The following is a 15774-nucleotide window of genomic DNA, read 5'->3' as shown; positions in this document are numbered from 1 at the left end:
GTTCACGCTTCGCGTGCCCCGGAATGACGCCAAGTGAGGCGTACCGGCGCCATGCGCACCGATCTCTTCGACTTCGAACTGCCTGCCACGAGCATCGCGCTCAGACCCGCAAGCCCGCGCGATGCTGCGCGGATGCTGGTGGTGCAGCCCGACGGCGTGCTGCGCGACCGCTCCATTGCCGAGCTTCCGCAGTGGCTGGAGCCGGGCGATCAGCTCGTCGTCAACGACACCAAGGTGATCTCCGCCCAGCTCAAGGGACGCCGCATCGGCCGCGAGACCGAGCCGAAGATCGAGGCAACGTTGATCAAGCGGCTGGACGGGTCGCGCTGGCGCGCGCTGGTCAAGCCCGCCAAGAAGCTCGCGCCCGGCGACGTCGTTCGCTTCGGCAATGAAGGCAAGGTCTGCCTGCTCGGCCATCTCGACGCCGAGGTCGAGGCCAAGGGCGAAGAGGGCGAGATTACGCTGTCATTTTCGTTTCATGGACCGGCGCTGGATCAGGCCATCGCCGATCTCGGCACGCCGCCGCTGCCGCCCTACATCGCCTCCAAGCGCACGCCCGATGATCGGGACGCCGCCGACTATCAGACCATGTTCGCGGCGAAGGAGGGCGCCGTCGCGGCACCGACGGCAGGACTGCATTTCACGCCTGACCTGGAAGCAGCGCTGCGCGGCCGCGGCATCGAGCTGCACCGGCTGACTTTGCATGTCGGGGCAGGGACGTTCCTGCCGGTCAAGGTGGGGGAGACCTCCGAGCACAAGATGCATGCCGAGTGGGGAGCGATATCGGCCGGTACTGCGGACGCCTTGAACGCCGCGCGCGCCAATGGTGGCCGAATCGTTGCGGTCGGCACCACGTCGCTGCGGCTATTGGAGAGCGCTACGACCGAGGACGGCACCATTCAGCCGTTCGACGGCGAGACCTCGATCTTCATCACGCCGGGCTATCGCTTTCGCGCGGTCGATATTCTCATGACCAATTTCCACCTGCCGCGCTCGACACTGTTCATGCTGGTGTCGGCCTTCTCGGGGCTGGAGACGATGAAGCGCGCCTATGCACACGCGATCGCCAGCGGATATCGGTTCTATTCCTACGGCGATGCCTGCCTGCTGTTTCGCGCGCGGGATTGAGGCGCGGCTGGGCGTCGTTCCGGCCCGCGTTACAACACGGATAGCCGCCGCATCTTGAAAAAAAGGCCCGCCGGTGCGGCGGGCAAAGGTTCAGGGAGGAAGCGCTCTGACAATAAAGCGCCAAGATTATGTTTCTGCGATTCGGCCGATGCCGCCAAGATCGTAATACTACCGTCTCCCGCCACGCATCGGCATCGCGCGCTGTCTGGTGCTCACGGCCGCCTTGGCTCGAAAACGCATAGGTGCCAGCGAGTTCGCGCGCCGACGATGAGGTTCCAACGCTTCCTTGCGTCGGATAGGGTGCGCGCCGTCAAGTGGAGAACTTCATGAACATGTCGGGCATTTTCGCGCGGATAGTCGCGCTGATCGGCGCTGTTGCGCTGCTGTGGCGGCGGCTGCAGGGAGCGGCGCCGCCACCGGCGTGGGGTAACACGCCGAAGATTCCGGAGGCGAGGCCGCAAGGCGCCATCCCGACGCTCAAGATGCCGACGGCCCAGGGCTGGAGCGACGGGCAGAAACCAACCGCCGCACCCGGGCTCAAGGTCAATGCGTTTGCGAAAGACCTAGACCACCCGCGCTGGATCAACGTGCTGCCCAATGGCGACGTCCTCATCTCCGAGGCGACCCAGATCGCAGGACCGCCCAGGAGCGTGTTCCACTATGCCATGCAGGCGACGATGCGGCGTGCCGCGGCGCTCGGCGTCAGCGCCGACCAGATCACGCTACTGCGTGACCGCGACGGCGACGGCGTTGCCGAAGGCCGCGGGATTTTCATGGAGGGATTGAGTCAGCCGTTCGGCATGGCGCTGGTCGGCGACACCTTCTACGTCGGCAACACCGACGGCGTGGTCGCCTTTCCATACGCCGCGGGCGCGGACCGCATCACTGCCGAGGGACGCAAGCTCGTGGCGTTCAAGCCGGGCGGGCACTGGACGCGGAGCCTGCTGCCGAGCGCGGACGGCAAAAAACTCTATGCAGGCGTCGGCTCGCTCAGCAACATCGCCGAGAGCGGCATGGAAGTGGAGGAAGGCCGGGCGGCGATCTATGAGCTCGATCTTGCTGATGGCACGAGCCGCATCTTTGCCAGCGGCCTGCGCAACGCCGTCGGCCTCGCATGGGAGCCCAGCACAAGCGTGCTCTGGACGGTCGTCAACGAGCGCGACGGCTTGGGCGATGAGACACCGCCGGACTATCTGACTTCAGTGCGCGACGGCGGCTTCTACGGCTGGCCCTATTGCTACTGGGGGCAGACGGTGGACGATCGCGTGCCGCAGGATCCGGCCATGGTCGCGAAGGCGATCCAACCGGACTATGCGCTCGGCGGCCACACCGCCTCGCTCGGCCTGTGCTGGATGCCATCAGGCACGCTTCCGGGCTTTCCTGATGGCATGGTGATCGGCCAGCACGGCTCCTGGAATCGCAGCACGCTGAGCGGCTACGCCGTCATCCTCGTGCCGTTCGAGGACGGACGCCCGTCCGGCCCCCCGCGGGATATTCTGACGGGGTTTCTCGCTCCCGACGAGAAGGTCTCCTACGGACGACCGGTTGGCGTCACGCTTGGGCCCGACGGCTCGCTGCTGGTGGCTGATGATGTCGGCAACGTCATCTGGCGCGTGACGGCTGCGTAGCTGCCGTAGGGTGGGCAAAGCGAAGCGTGCCCACCACTACGTCTGTCAGACCTCATCCTGAGGAGCCGCGAAGCGGCGTCTCGAAGGATGAATGGCACCAGCCGGGCCGCATGGTTCGAGACGGCGCTGCGCGCCTCCTCACCATGAGGGGTTAGCGTCAGCTACAATTCTCTCTGCATCACGCCATCGCGCGCTGCGGCAGCAGCTCGGCGATCTGGATCGCATTTAACGCCGCGCCCTTGAGGAGCTGGTCGGCCGATACGAACATCGAGATCGAACGGCCTGAGGGATCACTGAGGTCCTTGCGGATGCGGCCGACGAGGACGTCATCCTGGCCTGACGCATCGATCGGCATCGGGAAGTAGTTCTTCGCGCGGTCGTCGACGATCTTGACGCCCGGCGCCTTCGACATGATGGCGCGGACCTCGTCCTCGGTGATCGGCTTCTCGCATTCGAACGTGATCGCCTCGCAATGGGCGCGCAGCACCGGCACGCGGACGCAGGTGACGCCGATGGCGATCTGGTCATCCTCGAAGATCTTGCGGGTCTCCTTGATCACCTTGGTCTCTTCGTCGTTGTAGCCGGTCTCGGGATCGATCGCCGTGTTGTGGCTGAACACGTTGAAGGCGTAGGGAAGCGGGATCACCTTGGGCGTAAACGGCCGGCCGTCGAGATAGGCGCGGGTCGATTCCACCAGCTCTTCCATCGCCGCGGCACCGGCGCCGCTTGCCGCCTGATAAGTCGATACGATCATGCGCTTGATGCGGTTCTGCCGGTGGATCGGCCACAGCGGCACCAGCGCCGTGATCGCCGAGCAATTCGGGTTGGCGATGATGCCCTTGTGCTCCCGAATGCGATTGGCGTTGATCTCGGGGATCACCAGCGGCACGTTCGGGTCCATCCGGAACGCGGAGGAATTGTCGACCACGACCGCGCCGGCCTTCACGGCTGCGGGCGCGAACTTCCGCGAGATGCCGCCGCCGGCCGAAAACAGCGCGATGTCGACGCCCTCGAACGAATTTTCGGTGAGCTCCTCGATCGCGATCCTCTCACCGCGGAAGTCGATGGTCTTGCCCGCCGATCGGGCGCTGGCGAGCGCCTTGAGCTTGCGGACCGGGAAGGCGCGCCTGTCCATGGTGGCGATGAATTCGGCGCCGACTGCGCCGGTTACGCCGGCAATGGCAACAACGGGTTCGTGTCTCACGGGTCTGTCCTCTGTTTGAGCATCATGGCTTGCGGGCAACAAAAAAGCCCCGGTCCTTTTCAGGCGGGGCTTCGGTTCAGATAATGCGATCGTTCGACTACGCGCGCACGGCTCCCGAGCCCCCGGAGGGTGCTTTGGTTTTCGCGGTCGCTTTGGTCGAAGTCGTCATGGCGCGGACTTATGCGGCAGCTTGGGGCCGCCGTCAACCGCTTTCAGCCTTATCCGGGCTGCAACGGTGTCCAGACGAGCCCCGTCATCGCCGCCTTGCGGCGCCAGGAGGCTCGAGGATCACCTCCTTCAGGTCGCTGCCACTCATAACGACGATCGCGAAATTAAGCCGGCCGTGTTCGCGGATCAGGCCGCCGCTGATTGCCTTGCCGGCCGCCGCCTGCTCGGCCACGCGAACGGCATCTGCCAAGCGGTGCCGGATCGTCTTGAGTGCAACGAGGTTGCTGCGGTCCTCGGCATCGAGCGCCCTCAGGGGCAGGGCGGCTTCGCCGCCGACAATCTTGCCAGTCGTGGCGTCGATCGCGTGTTGCCAGATGCGGTCGTTGTGAAGGGTCTTTATCCGGTAGACCGGCGACTCGGACGCGCCGTCGAAGCTGACATCGGCGGTCGTCGCGCCGGCATGCAGGGCTTCGGCAATCGCCATGGCCTGGCTGAGCGAGACTACGGAGCCGCGGAACAGCTCCAGCTCGCGGTTGACCGCTTGCTGGTCGGACGCGGCACCATCCCCGGCCTCATTGCGGAGCGAGGCGGGCTCGCCGCTCGCCGCCGTGATGGCATAGACCGGGGCAGGAAGGATGATCGCCACCAGGACGGCGGCGAGCAACTGTCTCCAACAGGGCGAACGCACGTTTGCAGTCTCCATCCTTGAGGCTGTCTCTGCCGGCGGACGGGCCGGATCGTGAAGGAAAGCGCGGCCGACCCTTTGGAGGCATACGGGTCGGCCGCGGAACGTCGCAAACGGGCAGTACCGCCGTTTGCGGCGATCGAAGCGGCGCGAGCCCCGCCGGGACCAGATGAAAAGCAGGAACTCGCTCGCTTTAACAAAACCATACCGTATCGTTTTGTTTTGATCAAGAACGCCTCCGGCGTAAGACTCCGTTCTCACGGAATTGTCAGCGGGAAGGGCGCCGCCGAATGGTTCCTTTGGGGATGGACTGTACACGGCTCGATGGCCCGAGCGCACCGGCCAGGAACAGCCTGATCGCAGTGCGCATGCGTTTCTCGGCGGACTTCATCTCCAGCGGCGTTCCGAACGTCGCCATGCGGTGCGTGTGACCAACGACCACGTCGAGAAAGACCTCAGCAGCGATGCCGGTATCCTCGACGTCCATCGCGCCTTGTGCGACCAAACGATCAAAGAACCGCGCGGTGGTGGAAACGGCCTTCAACCAGCCTTCTTCCTTGCCGAGTTTGGCGATGTCGGGAAAGTTGATGGCCTGTGACGTCATCATGCGGCTGAACGCGACGGCATCGGGTCCGCAGGTGAACATCAGCATCTCGCGGCCGACCTCTATCAGGCGCTGCTCGACCGAAATGCCCGAGGAACGCGTGAGCTGCACCTCCGCCGCTTCAGCAAGCGGCGCAAGCCAGCGCGCAATCTCGCGCCTCAGCACTTCCGCAAACAGCCCGCGCTTGTCGCCGTAGCGGGAATAGACAGTGGGCTTGCTGACCCGTGCGGCTTCCGCAACCGCATCAAGCGAGGTCGCATCGTAGCCCCGGTCCAAAAAAAGACGGGTGGCAACCTCGATCAGCCGCTGATCGCGCTCAATGGCGGCGCTTTTCGTCGGCCGACCGCCGCGCGACTTCGTGACGTCTCGTTTCGCCGGTCTGGCCTTGGTCGCAGTCAATCCCATGCCCATTGATTCCTGCGCGGTCGTGATGTCAGTCATTGCTCTATAACGCGCAGCAAGAGGGGCGTCATCGCGAATCTGGCCGAATTGGCCATATCGTCAACGGTTTAGAGTGTGGCTCAGGAAGCAACAAAGTTGCTTCTAGTTCGATAAGCCCCTTGGCGGGTTCGCCGGCGGGGAGAATCTCATCTCATGCGTTCTACTCGGACGGTGACCGGACCGGGCCGATCAAACATCGAAACGTCACCGGTCACTCGGCCAAGTAAGATAATCCCGGGCTGAGGGACGCGGCCGTCCCGATAGTAGATCACAAAGTGATTGGAACTCCAGAGTCCCAGTGTACCGGTCGAGAAATCGAGTTGCCGCTCGACCGCGGGTAGGTGCGAGGGCAGATTGCCGGTCTTTTCCTGACGGAGGTGGTCGCGCATTTCGATCGAGAGCGGCAACATCTGGACCAGCGATCGGGTCGCGTTGTTGTCGACCAACTCGGCAGTGACCTTGCCCCAGTCAGAGGAAATCAGAATGCGCTCTTGTGCCATTGCAGGTTCGATTAATCCGAGTGTGATGACGAAAGCTCTCAAGAGCAGATTCAGCATTCGGCAGGTTCCTACTTTTCGGGCTTTCCTCGGAGACCAATTGACTTGATCCGCTTGGGCAAGCGCTACTGCCAGCGGATCACCGGTCTTATGGAAGCGGCGAAGGGCTCTCAACGCTCCTGTTCAGAATGTCCGTCTTCGCTGCGGCGACTCGCTTAGGCGAGATGCTGATCGAAGAAGGACTGCAGTTTGTCGAATGGAATGAGGTTCACCCGATCGTACAGATCGACGTGACCGGCGCCGGGAACAATGACCAGTTCTTTCGGCTCGGCTGCAAGCTTGTAAGCCTCTTCGCTGAATTCGCGGGAGTGGGCAACGTCACCCGTGATGAAGAGCATCGGGCGAGGAGAAATCGTCTCGATGTCATTGAACGGGTGGAAATTCATGAACTTGACGTTGCTGGTCAGCGTCGGGTGCGTTGTAAGGAGCGGCGACCCGCCCTTGGGGGTATATTCGCCTCTCGGCGTGCGGTAGAAGTCGTAGAACTCGCGCTGAATGGCGGGAGTGTCTGCAGCCAGTGCATGCACCGTCCCGCTGGTGTACTTGGTTTCACCACCGGTGAACTCCTCATAGCGTTGCTCGGCAGCCGCTGCGATGATTTGCTTTCGCTGCTCGACAGTTTGCGAGTGGCTGAGCGCGTTACGGTTGGCGGCGCCCATGTCGTACATGCTGACGGTCGCGATGGCTCTCATACGCGGATCGATCTTGGCCGCACTGATGACAAAGCTGCCGCTGCCGCAAATCCCGATCGCACCGATCCGGCTCCTGTCGACGAACGGTCGGGTGCCCAGGAAATCGACCGCGGCACTGAAAGCCTCGGTATAGATGTCCGGCGAGACAGCATTGCGGGGTTGGCCATCACTCTCGCCCCAGAAGGGCAAGTCTATAGACATCGCAACGAATCCCCGTTCAGCCATTTTCGTGGCATACAGATTGGCACTTTGCTCCTTCACGGCACCCATTGGATGCCCCACCACGATCGCCGGATTTGTTGCATTCGAGTTGAGGCCGCTGGGAGCGAAAAGAGTCCCTGCGACGTTCATTCGATATTGGTTCTTGAAGGTGACCTTCTGCACGATCACGCTATCGCTGGCGTAAAAGTTGGCAGCGCCGTTTGACATGTCGTGAGCCTTTGCAAAAGGGATGTTGAGGACCGAAGTCACACCGATCGCGGCGACGCCGGCACCGGTCAGCTGCAGGAGGTTACGGCGACCCACATCCAAGCCGGCCTGCTGTTCTGCTGTATTTTTAGTTCGATCTTGCTTGCGCATTTCCCAATCTCTCCTCGACGATTTGAACGTGAGCTCGTGGCTCCGTGTCAGAGGGCTCGTCGCGCCGCACGATCAAGACTTAGAGCGTGGCACAATGGAGATTAGTCCCTATAATCCGCAAAGACCTATAAGCGGAGCTGATAAATGCAGCGGGGAAATTTGGATGACCTCCGAGCTTTTGTCGCGGTGGGTCGGGAGCGAAGCTTTACGAAAGCGGCGGCAAAGCTTGGCATCTCGCAATCAGCGCTGAGCCAGACCATCCGTGAACTCGAATCGCGGCTCGGAGTGCGGCTCTTGACCCGCACGACGCGTAGCGTCTCGCCGACTGAGGCGGGCGAACGCCTGCTTCAAACCGTCGGGCCGCGCTTCGAGGAGATCGACGTCGAGCTTGCGGCGATCAGGGAACTTCGGGAAAAGCCAGCCGGTACGATTCGGATCACGGCCACGGAATATGCCGCCGACGCAATTCTCCTGCCGAAGCTTGCGAAGCTCTTGCCGAAGTTTCCCGACATCAAAGTCGAAATCATCATCGACTATGGGCTGACCAATATCGTTGCTCAGCGCTATGACGCTGGCGTGCGAAGTGGAGAGCAAGTGGCAAAGGACATCATCGCGGTGCGTATCGGGCCGGACATGCGCATGGCGGTCGTGGGGGCGCCGTCGTATTTCAAGACGAGGCCAGAACCGAAGAAACCGCAGGACCTGATCAATCACAATTGTATCACGCTTCGCCTGCCGGATGGCGGATTGTATACTTGGGAGTTTGAAAAAGGCGGGCACGAATTGAGGGTGCGTGTTGATGGCCAACTCACCTACAATACGACTGCCCAGGAACTGAATGCCGCCTTAGCCGGGCTGGGCTTGGCCTATGTGCCAGAAGGCATGGCGCAGCCCGACCTCGCCAAAGGTCGTCTCAAGCGGGTGCTTGAGGATTGGTGCCTTCCGTATTCAGGCTACCATCTCTGGTACCCAAGTCGGCGCCAATCTTCGGCAGCCTTCGCCCTACTGGTTGAGACGCTGCGTTATCGAGACTGATGACCTCGAAGGAACAGAAGGCCATGCCGGCTCATCGCGCATCTCGTCATTTTGCGTCGAGGTAGCACTTCGGTCGCCTTCGGAGCGAACCAGACGTTCAGTGAGCTATGCTTACAGCACAAGGCTTATTACTACGTGGCCAAGGCAGATCGTCGTTCCGCTCCCTGCGTGGCTCACGGAAGCGTCGAGGTCCAGGCGCGGCCCGACGCAGCCTTTTCATAGCCGTGCTGATAGAGGGCGCGCATATAGGCGGTGTCGAATCCCTCTGAGCGCGACGCGGGATAGTCGCGCTCGATATAGGACAGATGGAAGCCCCACCGATTGCGCTTGGCGAAATCGTAGGTCGAGAAGATGACCGAGCGCGTCTGGGACTGGGTGATCGACGACAGGCTGCGTGAAGCGACGTCGAGCGTGCTGTTGGATACCAGCTCAAAAGCTCGTTCGAGCTTCTTGTTGACGAGGATGTAGATGTTCATCCGGCTGTTCCCGGGCAGACGTCCCTGGAACAGCAGGGCATCCGGCAGCGTCAGGACCGGAGCGGTCACGCCGCCGTCGACATGCATCTCCTCAAAGCGCCGACCCTGACCCTCGGCTTCGATCAGGATGGGCGGGAAGACCAGGGGAATGCTGGCGGAGGCCGCCATCACGTCGCGAAACAGGCGCAGCGCCTCGGGCGAACCGACCGCGGCGATTTTCCCCATGTCCCAAACGACCGTGCGTTGGGTGTCGAGATCGGTCGTCACCACGAGCAGTTTTCGGCCCTTCGCATTTTCGCGTGCAACGGCGGCCAGGATCTCCGGCCCGACATAGCGGGCCACCAGCTCGCGCAGTCGCTTATTGCCGAACAGGCCGGATCCGAAGAGCACGCGAATGATGCTGGGATCATCGAGCAGGCTCGAAGCTATGCCGCTGGTGTAGACCTCCCTCAGCGTGTCGTCGTATTGGGACCCGAGAAACGCAAAAGGCGCAATCAGGCCGCCGGTGCTCACGCCCGAGACGACCGAGAAGGTCGGACGGGTGCCGGCCGCGGTCCAGCCGTTCAACACGCCCACGCCATAGGCACCGTCGGCGCCGCCGCCGGAGAGCGCGAGATAGGTCTTGGTTGAGGAGGGGGCGTCTTTCTCGAAACGGAATTTTGTGACGGGTTCGTCGGTGTAGCGCCGCAGGCCGTCGATATCGAGCACGCGGGAGCTAGAGGCATCCGCAGCGCTGTAGGGCGTCCGCGGCAGAGATGTGCAGGCGGCAGCCGCGAGGCTGCAGAGCAAGACGGCTGACCTGAGCAGGCGTGAGCCTGTCATCCTGATCCGGCCGTCGGAGAGGATTGATCCTGTCAGGAAAGAGGGGAAGGGCATTTCCGTCAGTCACCGTACACACGCACTTGCCGCCGTCGGCCTCATCGCCAGCGGCGTTTCGTGTCCTTCATAAAACTATACGGTATCGTTTTGTTTAACAAGCGGGAGGCTGAGGCGCCCGGGCGGCTCAATTGTGTCCGGCGTGGAACACGGCTGCTCCGGCGCGCGCACTGGTGAATGAAATCTGACGCCTGGTGCCCACGCCCACACGCGAAATCGATCAAACGTGAACGTCACCTTAGCCTGGATCGTCGGATCGCAACCGGCTCGCGCGCTTGAGGCGCGCTCCGATACCGAGGAAGCGCCGCCTTAAGCGAGCGGTCGAGTTCGACGACCCATCCGTCGACCAGTGTGCCAGCGCGCGAACGTGATTTGACACCCTCCGGGGGGACTGTCTGCTTAGTGGTCGAAGATAGCCATCAAGGGAATCGGAGGACGCGGAAGTGCTCACTGCGGTCCCATCCGCCAGTCCCGCAAGAGATTCTGATGCGCATTTTGGCTTCAGCGATTTTGGCAGGCGCGACGCTCGCTACGACTGCGCCGGCGCGCGCTCAGACATACGATCCAAACTACCCCGTTTGCTTACATATCTTCGGCCGGACCCCGTATTACGAATGCCGCTACACGTCGCTGCCTCAGTGCAACGCGTCGGCGTCGGGTCGCGGTGCCCAGTGTGTCATCAATCCATATTTCGCGCACGCGGAAGAGCCTGCGGGTTATCGGCGGCATCGCCGCCTCTACTAAGAGCGGCCGAGTGATTGAAGAAAAGCCCTCGACACCGTCTGCCGACCACTTCCGGTCTTCCCCGATAGGCGGACATTGTCAGAGTCCGACGGCATGTCTCAAAAGTGCCAGCAGAATTGAACAAGCGTGCATGACTTAATAGCAGACGTTAGGCTCGAGGCTCCAATTGATCCGCATTGAAAATATGCAGCATCCCCGCGAATTCTGGATGATCAGCTTCGACCACATAGCGCACTGCACCAGCTTGGGTCGTGAAAACTGAAACTATAACACCCGGATAGGCGTAACCCGTCCGCTTCTTCACCAAATCGCCGACCTTTAAAGACTGGGACATTTATTCCTCGTATAGCCGCGAACAGCAGTAGCGATAATCTCCGTCTAAGACGCAAATAGCACATCGTGCAATGAATATGAGCATCAAAGGTCCGCGTTGGGTCATTCGCGTCGGTTTGGCCGGACCGCGGCGACTTCCAGTCTATCCCGGTGAACGGACATTCTCTGGGTGACGGGCATGTCCCAAAGGTGTCAAATCCAGACACAAGCTCGGCTTGGCCCCCGTCCGACTAATTCAGTGTGAATAGACCAAGCGCGGCGCGAACATCGCGCAAAGTGGCATCAGTTATCTCCCGCGCTCGCGCAGTGCCACGCTTAACGACTTGCAGCACATAGCCGGGATCACGAGCGAGTGCGCGGCGACGGTCTCGGATTGGCGCGAGAAGTGCCTGCAGCACCTCATCCAGACGTTTCTTGACAATGCTGTCGCCCAAACCGCCGCGGATATAGCGTGCCTTCAAATCCTCAACCGTGATGTGATCTTCGTCGAACGCATCCAGGTACGTAAAGACCACGTTGCCTTCGACGCAACCCGGATCGGACGCCTTTAGATGGTTTGGATCAGTGAACATACGCCGGACAGCCTCACGTATTTCATCGGCCGTTGCCGATAGCTGAATAGTATTGCCCTGCGACTTGCTCATTTTGGCTTTGCCGTCGATGCCGGGAAGACGTCCGACGCGAGGAATAAGCGCGTGGGCTTCTGGCAACACATCAACACCAGCTTGGCGATTGATGCGGCGAACAACCTCATTGGTTTGCTCAATCAATGGAGCTTGATCTTCTCCAACCGGGACAATCGTCGCTTTGAAGCCGGTTATGTCTGCGGCCTGGGCGACGGGATAGCAGAGAAAGCCTGCAGGAATATCTCTGCCGAAACCTCTCGCCTGAATTTCGTCCTTGATGGTTGGGTTGCGCTCAAGCCGCGCCACCGTGACAAAGTTCATGTACAGCAAGGTCAAATCGGCCAATGCCGGAAGATGCGATTGAAGACAGATCGTGCTCTGGTTCGGGTCGATGCCGACAGCGAGGTAGTCTGTCGCGATCTCAATGACATTGTCACGCACCCGACCGAGATTGTGCGCGTTGTCAGTGAGTGCCTGGGTATCCGCCAGCAGCAGGTACTGCCGGTGCGTTGTCTGTAGGGCGACGCGGTTCTTCAACGAACCGACGTAATGCCCTAGGTGCAACGGTCCGGTTGTTCTGTCGCCGGTCAAGATAACAGGGAGGGTGGCTGACGAATCTTGCATCGCGGTTCTCCAGAATAGGAGCCGCCGTTCAATCGGACTTTTGATGAAAGCAACCTCGCAAGCCGATGAACGGCGGCGACGGTTGGGTGAATGACAAAGCCGTGCCGCTCCTAAGTGGAGCGCCACCACAAGTTCGCGAGCGTGATCACGACGACAGTCATGCGGCCGATATTGACGAAACTTCAGAGGAAAGCAAGCCGGCTTGATGTCTCAAAAGCGTCAGATTTCATCCACTGGGCGGTTGATTGGCCGTTCCGGGCACGCAATAAGCAGCGCCATGAATCTTCCCAATCATTTTGAATTGCTCGCCACTGACGGTGCCGCCCGCACCGGCCGCCTGACCACGCCGCACGGCGTGGTGCACACGCCGGCCTTCATGCCGGTCGGTACCGCGGGCGCCATGAAGGGCATGCATTGGCGCGAGGTGCGCGATGCCGGCGCCGATATCGTGCTCGGCAATACCTATCATTTGATGCTGCGGCCGGGCGCCGAGCGGATCGCGGCGCTGGGAGGCCTGCAGGCCTTTACCGGCTGGAACGGGCCGATGCTGACGGACTCCGGCGGCTTTCAGGTGATGTCGCTGTCGGACCTGCGCAAGGTGAGCGAGAAGGCCGTGACCTTTCGTTCGCATATCGACGGCGCCAAGGTCGAGCTGTCGCCGGAGCGTTCGATCGAGGTGCAGCGGCTGCTCGGCGCCGACATCGCGATGCAGATGGACGAGTGCGTGCGGCTGCCGGCCGGGCGCGACGACATCGAGCGCGCGATGCGGCTGTCGCTGCGCTGGGCGGAGCGCAGCAAGCGCGCGTTCGAGACCGCGCCTGATGGATACATGCTGTTCGGCATCGTGCAGGGCGGCGACATTCCCGAGATGCGCCATGTCAGCGCGCGCGAGTTGGTCGAGATCGGATTCCACGGCTACGCGATCGGCGGACTTGCGGTCGGCGAGCCGCAGGCGGTGATGCTTTCGATGATCGAGGAAACCGCGCCAGCGCTTCCTGTTGATCGCCCGCGCTATCTGATGGGCGTCGGCACGCCCGAGGATCTGATGGAGGCGGTGGCGCGCGGCATCGACATGTTCGACTGCGTGCTGCCGACCCGCAACGGCCGGCACGGCATGGCGTTCACCCGCTTCGGCCAGATCAACCTGCGCAACGCCCGCCATGCCGACGATCCGCGGCCGCTGGATGAGGAAAGCGAATGGCCCTCGGCGCGCAACATCTCGCGCGCCTATCTGCATCATCTGGTCAGGTCAGGAGAGACGCTCGGCGCCATGCTGCTGTCGGAAATCAACGTGGCCTATTACCAGCACCTGATGCGGGGCATGCGCGAAGCGATCGCTGGCGGCACGTTCGAGACGTTCCAAAAACAAACGCGCGCCGGTTGGGCGCGCGGTGACATTGCTCCACGATAGAGCTCACAGGTCAGTTACAGGCGAATCTCTTGACCGAGTGTTTGGTCACGAACCCGTAACCACAGGTGTCACAGGTCCAGAGATAGCTGATCACGTTGTCGTTGAGGTAGGCGGAAGCTTCCGCCGCCACCATGGTGTCGGCACACACGGGGCACGTCGGCAAGTCACATCCACGCGGATCGGGCCTAGACGTTAGGGTCGACAGGATTTCAGCAATAGCTGGCATCGTGACCTCCTTGCGATCTGAACCTCAGGCTCAGCTCACGACGAAAGTATAGTCTGAAATCTTTGACGATGCAGCAACACAAATGCGTTGATTTCGCGATATTTAGCGACGTTCTTGTTTTGCATTGCAGCGAACTCTTCGCCCCGGCGATTCCGGCTTGCGCATCGACACAGCCGCCTCCTAAGTTGGGACAACCACCAATTCCCCGCACATGATCGTCACAGGAGTGTTGAGATGGATGCGTCACCAGCCGCGAGTGCAGTGCAACGTCCGGGGCGGGGCCGCGTTTTCGACTCCCTCGTCGATGCCATCGGCGACACGCCGATCGTCCGCTTGCGCAAACTGCCGGAGGCGCATGGTGTTAGCGCAACCATCCTGGCCAAGCTCGAATACTTCAACCCAGCCGCGAGCGTGAAAGACCGCATCGGCGCGGCGATGGTGATCGCGATGGAAAAGGCCGGCGTGATCAACGCCGACACCGTGCTGATCGAGCCGACCTCCGGTAACACCGGCATTGCGCTGGCCTTTGTCGCGGCCTCGCGCGGCTACCGGCTGAAACTGGTGATGCCGGAATCGATGTCGATCGAGCGACGCAAGATGCTGGCCTTCCTCGGCGCCGAGATCATCCTGACGCCCGCCGCGCAGGGCATGAAGGGCTCGATCGCGACGGCGGAGGAGCTGGTGCGGACGACGCCCAACGCCGTGATGCCGCAGCAGTTCAAGAACCTCGCCAATCCTGAAATTCACCGCCGCACCACGGCGGAAGAGATCTGGAACGACACCGGCGGCAACATCGATATCTTCGTCGCGGGCGTCGGCACCGGCGGTACAATTACCGGCGTCGGACAGGTACTCAAGCCGCGCAAGCCTACCTTGCGGATCGTCGCCGTCGAGCCCGAGGAAAGCCCGGTGCTGTCGGGCGGGCAGCACACGCCGCACAAGATTCAGGGCATCGGCGCCGGTTTCATTCCGGACATCCTGGATCGATCGGTCATCGACGAGATCGTCAGGGTCAACGGCCCGACGGCGATCGAAACCGCGCGCGCGCTGGCGCGCATGGAAGGTATTCCCGGCGGCATTTCCTCGGGCGCTGCGATCGCGGCGGCACTCGAGATCGGCAAAAGGCCCGAGAGCGCCGGCAAGACCATCCTCGCGATCGTGCCGTCGTTCTCCGAGCGCTATTTGTCAACCGCACTGTTTGAAGGAATCTAGCGATGGCGGACCAGCCGCGGCGGCCGAGAACCTTGAACGATGCGCGCACCGAAGCCGAGGCCGCGTTCAAGCGCGCGACCGCCAAGGTGGCGGCGCCGGCGCCGGCCAAACAAGCCGCTGTTCCCGGAGTGCGCGAGCAGGTCACGCTGCGCATCGACCAGGACGTGCTGGAATGGTTTCAGGAGGGCGGTCCGGGCTGGCAGGATCGCATGAACGAGGCATTGCGAAAGGCAGCAGGCAAGTAGAACGCCGTGGTCCGCATCGAATTGCGAAGCGCAAAGTGAAAAGGCCCGGGATGATCCCGGGCCTTTCTGGCAGATGGGTCGCTCGCCGTCAGCGCAGCATGCCGCCGACGACGCCGCCGATGAAGCGTCCGGCGCCGGCCGGATCGGGGCCGGGGTTGCTGTACTGGCGCTGCGGCGGCGGCTGCTGCGGCTGCGCTTGAGGCTGCGCCTGAACGGTGCTGGGGGCGCGGCGCTTGGGAGCGGGACGCTCCTCATCGGAACTCGCAGTCGGTGCGGCCGC

16 protein-coding genes and 1 pseudogene are annotated in these 15774 nt (G+C 62.0%); 7 read left to right on the top strand and 10 right to left on the bottom strand.

Features of this window, described 5'->3' with window-relative positions; all coding sequences use genetic code 11:
* Nucleotides 1–51 precede the first annotated feature (51 nt).
* Together queA and CP49_RS29500 are read left to right on the top strand one after the other, a co-directional pair.
* A complete protein-coding gene (queA, locus tag CP49_RS29505; protein ID WP_057853651.1) occupies nt 52–1128 on the top strand; it encodes a tRNA preQ1(34) S-adenosylmethionine ribosyltransferase-isomerase QueA in 1077 nt (358 codons plus the stop codon).
* Between the two features lie 326 nt (nt 1129–1454).
* Complete coding sequence (locus CP49_RS29500; RefSeq protein ID WP_057853650.1) at nt 1455–2756, top strand: PQQ-dependent sugar dehydrogenase; 1302 nt, start codon at nt 1455–1457, stop codon at nt 2754–2756.
* A gap of 178 nt (nt 2757–2934) precedes the next feature.
* Here CP49_RS29500 and CP49_RS29495 read toward each other — a convergent pair whose 3' ends face one another.
* From CP49_RS29495 to CP49_RS29475, 5 genes are all read right to left on the bottom strand, one after another.
* Nucleotides 2935–3960: an aspartate-semialdehyde dehydrogenase gene (locus tag CP49_RS29495; protein ID WP_057853649.1), complete on the bottom strand. Its 1026-nt coding sequence runs from the start codon at nt 3958–3960 to the stop codon at nt 2935–2937.
* Between the two features lie 253 nt (nt 3961–4213).
* The gene (locus tag CP49_RS29490; RefSeq protein ID WP_420807664.1) at nt 4214–4792 is read right to left on the bottom strand and encodes a PepSY domain-containing protein; all 579 of its coding nucleotides are present in this window, start codon (nt 4790–4792) and stop codon (nt 4214–4216) included.
* Between the two features lie 289 nt (nt 4793–5081).
* The gene (locus CP49_RS29485; RefSeq protein WP_057853668.1) at nt 5082–5822 is read right to left on the bottom strand and encodes a TetR/AcrR family transcriptional regulator; all 741 of its coding nucleotides are present in this window, start codon (nt 5820–5822) and stop codon (nt 5082–5084) included.
* A 182-nt stretch (nt 5823–6004) separates the two neighbouring features.
* Nucleotides 6005–6415 (bottom strand): cyclophilin-like fold protein, encoded by a 411-nt coding sequence (locus CP49_RS29480; RefSeq protein ID WP_057853647.1) that lies wholly within the window; start codon nt 6413–6415, stop codon nt 6005–6007.
* A 155-nt stretch (nt 6416–6570) separates the two neighbouring features.
* Nucleotides 6571–7686: an alpha/beta hydrolase gene (locus CP49_RS29475; RefSeq protein WP_082646309.1), complete on the bottom strand. Its 1116-nt coding sequence runs from the start codon at nt 7684–7686 to the stop codon at nt 6571–6573.
* A gap of 144 nt (nt 7687–7830) precedes the next feature.
* Between CP49_RS29475 and CP49_RS29470 the strand changes: the two genes are divergently transcribed.
* Nucleotides 7831–8721, top strand: coding sequence for a LysR family transcriptional regulator (locus tag CP49_RS29470; protein ID WP_057853646.1), 891 nt, complete (start codon nt 7831–7833; stop codon nt 8719–8721).
* A 173-nt stretch (nt 8722–8894) separates the two neighbouring features.
* On the opposite strand, the gene CP49_RS29465 is transcribed toward CP49_RS29470, so the two are convergent.
* A complete protein-coding gene (locus tag CP49_RS29465) occupies nt 8895–10019 on the bottom strand; it encodes a patatin-like phospholipase family protein (protein ID WP_082646308.1) in 1125 nt (374 codons plus the stop codon).
* 540 nt (nt 10020–10559) lie between these two features.
* On the opposite strand from CP49_RS29465, the gene CP49_RS43555 reads away from it, so the two are divergent.
* Complete coding sequence (locus CP49_RS43555; protein WP_082646307.1) at nt 10560–10817, top strand: DUF3551 domain-containing protein; 258 nt, start codon at nt 10560–10562, stop codon at nt 10815–10817.
* Between the two features lie 148 nt (nt 10818–10965).
* On the opposite strand, the gene CP49_RS45340 is transcribed toward CP49_RS43555, so the two are convergent.
* The gene (locus CP49_RS45340) at nt 10966–11151 is read right to left on the bottom strand and encodes a hypothetical protein (protein ID WP_156438732.1); all 186 of its coding nucleotides are present in this window, start codon (nt 11149–11151) and stop codon (nt 10966–10968) included.
* Nucleotides 11152–11380: 229 nt separating this feature from the next.
* Nucleotides 11381–12400 (bottom strand): tryptophan--tRNA ligase, encoded by a 1020-nt coding sequence (gene trpS, locus CP49_RS29460; RefSeq protein ID WP_057853644.1) that lies wholly within the window; start codon nt 12398–12400, stop codon nt 11381–11383.
* A gap of 277 nt (nt 12401–12677) precedes the next feature.
* On the opposite strand from trpS, the gene tgt reads away from it, so the two are divergent.
* Nucleotides 12678–13811 (top strand): tRNA guanosine(34) transglycosylase Tgt, encoded by a 1134-nt coding sequence (gene tgt, locus CP49_RS29455; protein WP_057853643.1) that lies wholly within the window; start codon nt 12678–12680, stop codon nt 13809–13811.
* 10 nt (nt 13812–13821) lie between these two features.
* On the opposite strand, the gene CP49_RS48015 is transcribed toward tgt, so the two are convergent.
* The gene (locus CP49_RS48015) at nt 13822–14037 is read right to left on the bottom strand and encodes a hypothetical protein (protein WP_082646306.1); all 216 of its coding nucleotides are present in this window, start codon (nt 14035–14037) and stop codon (nt 13822–13824) included.
* 234 nt (nt 14038–14271) lie between these two features.
* Here CP49_RS48015 and cysK point away from each other — a divergent pair, with 234 nt between their 5' ends.
* Complete coding sequence (gene cysK / locus CP49_RS29450) at nt 14272–15249, top strand: cysteine synthase A (protein WP_057853642.1); 978 nt, start codon at nt 14272–14274, stop codon at nt 15247–15249.
* Between the two features lie 2 nt (nt 15250–15251).
* Entirely contained in the window at nt 15252–15494 is a 243-nt protein-coding gene (locus CP49_RS29445) for a BrnA antitoxin family protein (protein ID WP_057853641.1), read from the top strand.
* An 88-nt stretch (nt 15495–15582) separates the two neighbouring features.
* Here CP49_RS29445 and CP49_RS48010 read toward each other — a convergent pair.
* Nucleotides 15583–15774: pseudogene (locus tag CP49_RS48010) on the bottom strand (hypothetical protein); the annotation flags it as partial.

Source organism: Bradyrhizobium valentinum (assembly GCF_001440405.1).
Lineage (GTDB): Bacteria > Pseudomonadota > Alphaproteobacteria > Rhizobiales > Xanthobacteraceae > Bradyrhizobium > Bradyrhizobium valentinum.
Note: the sequence above shows the minus strand (reverse complement) of the source record. Positions and strands in the feature narration are given on the sequence as shown.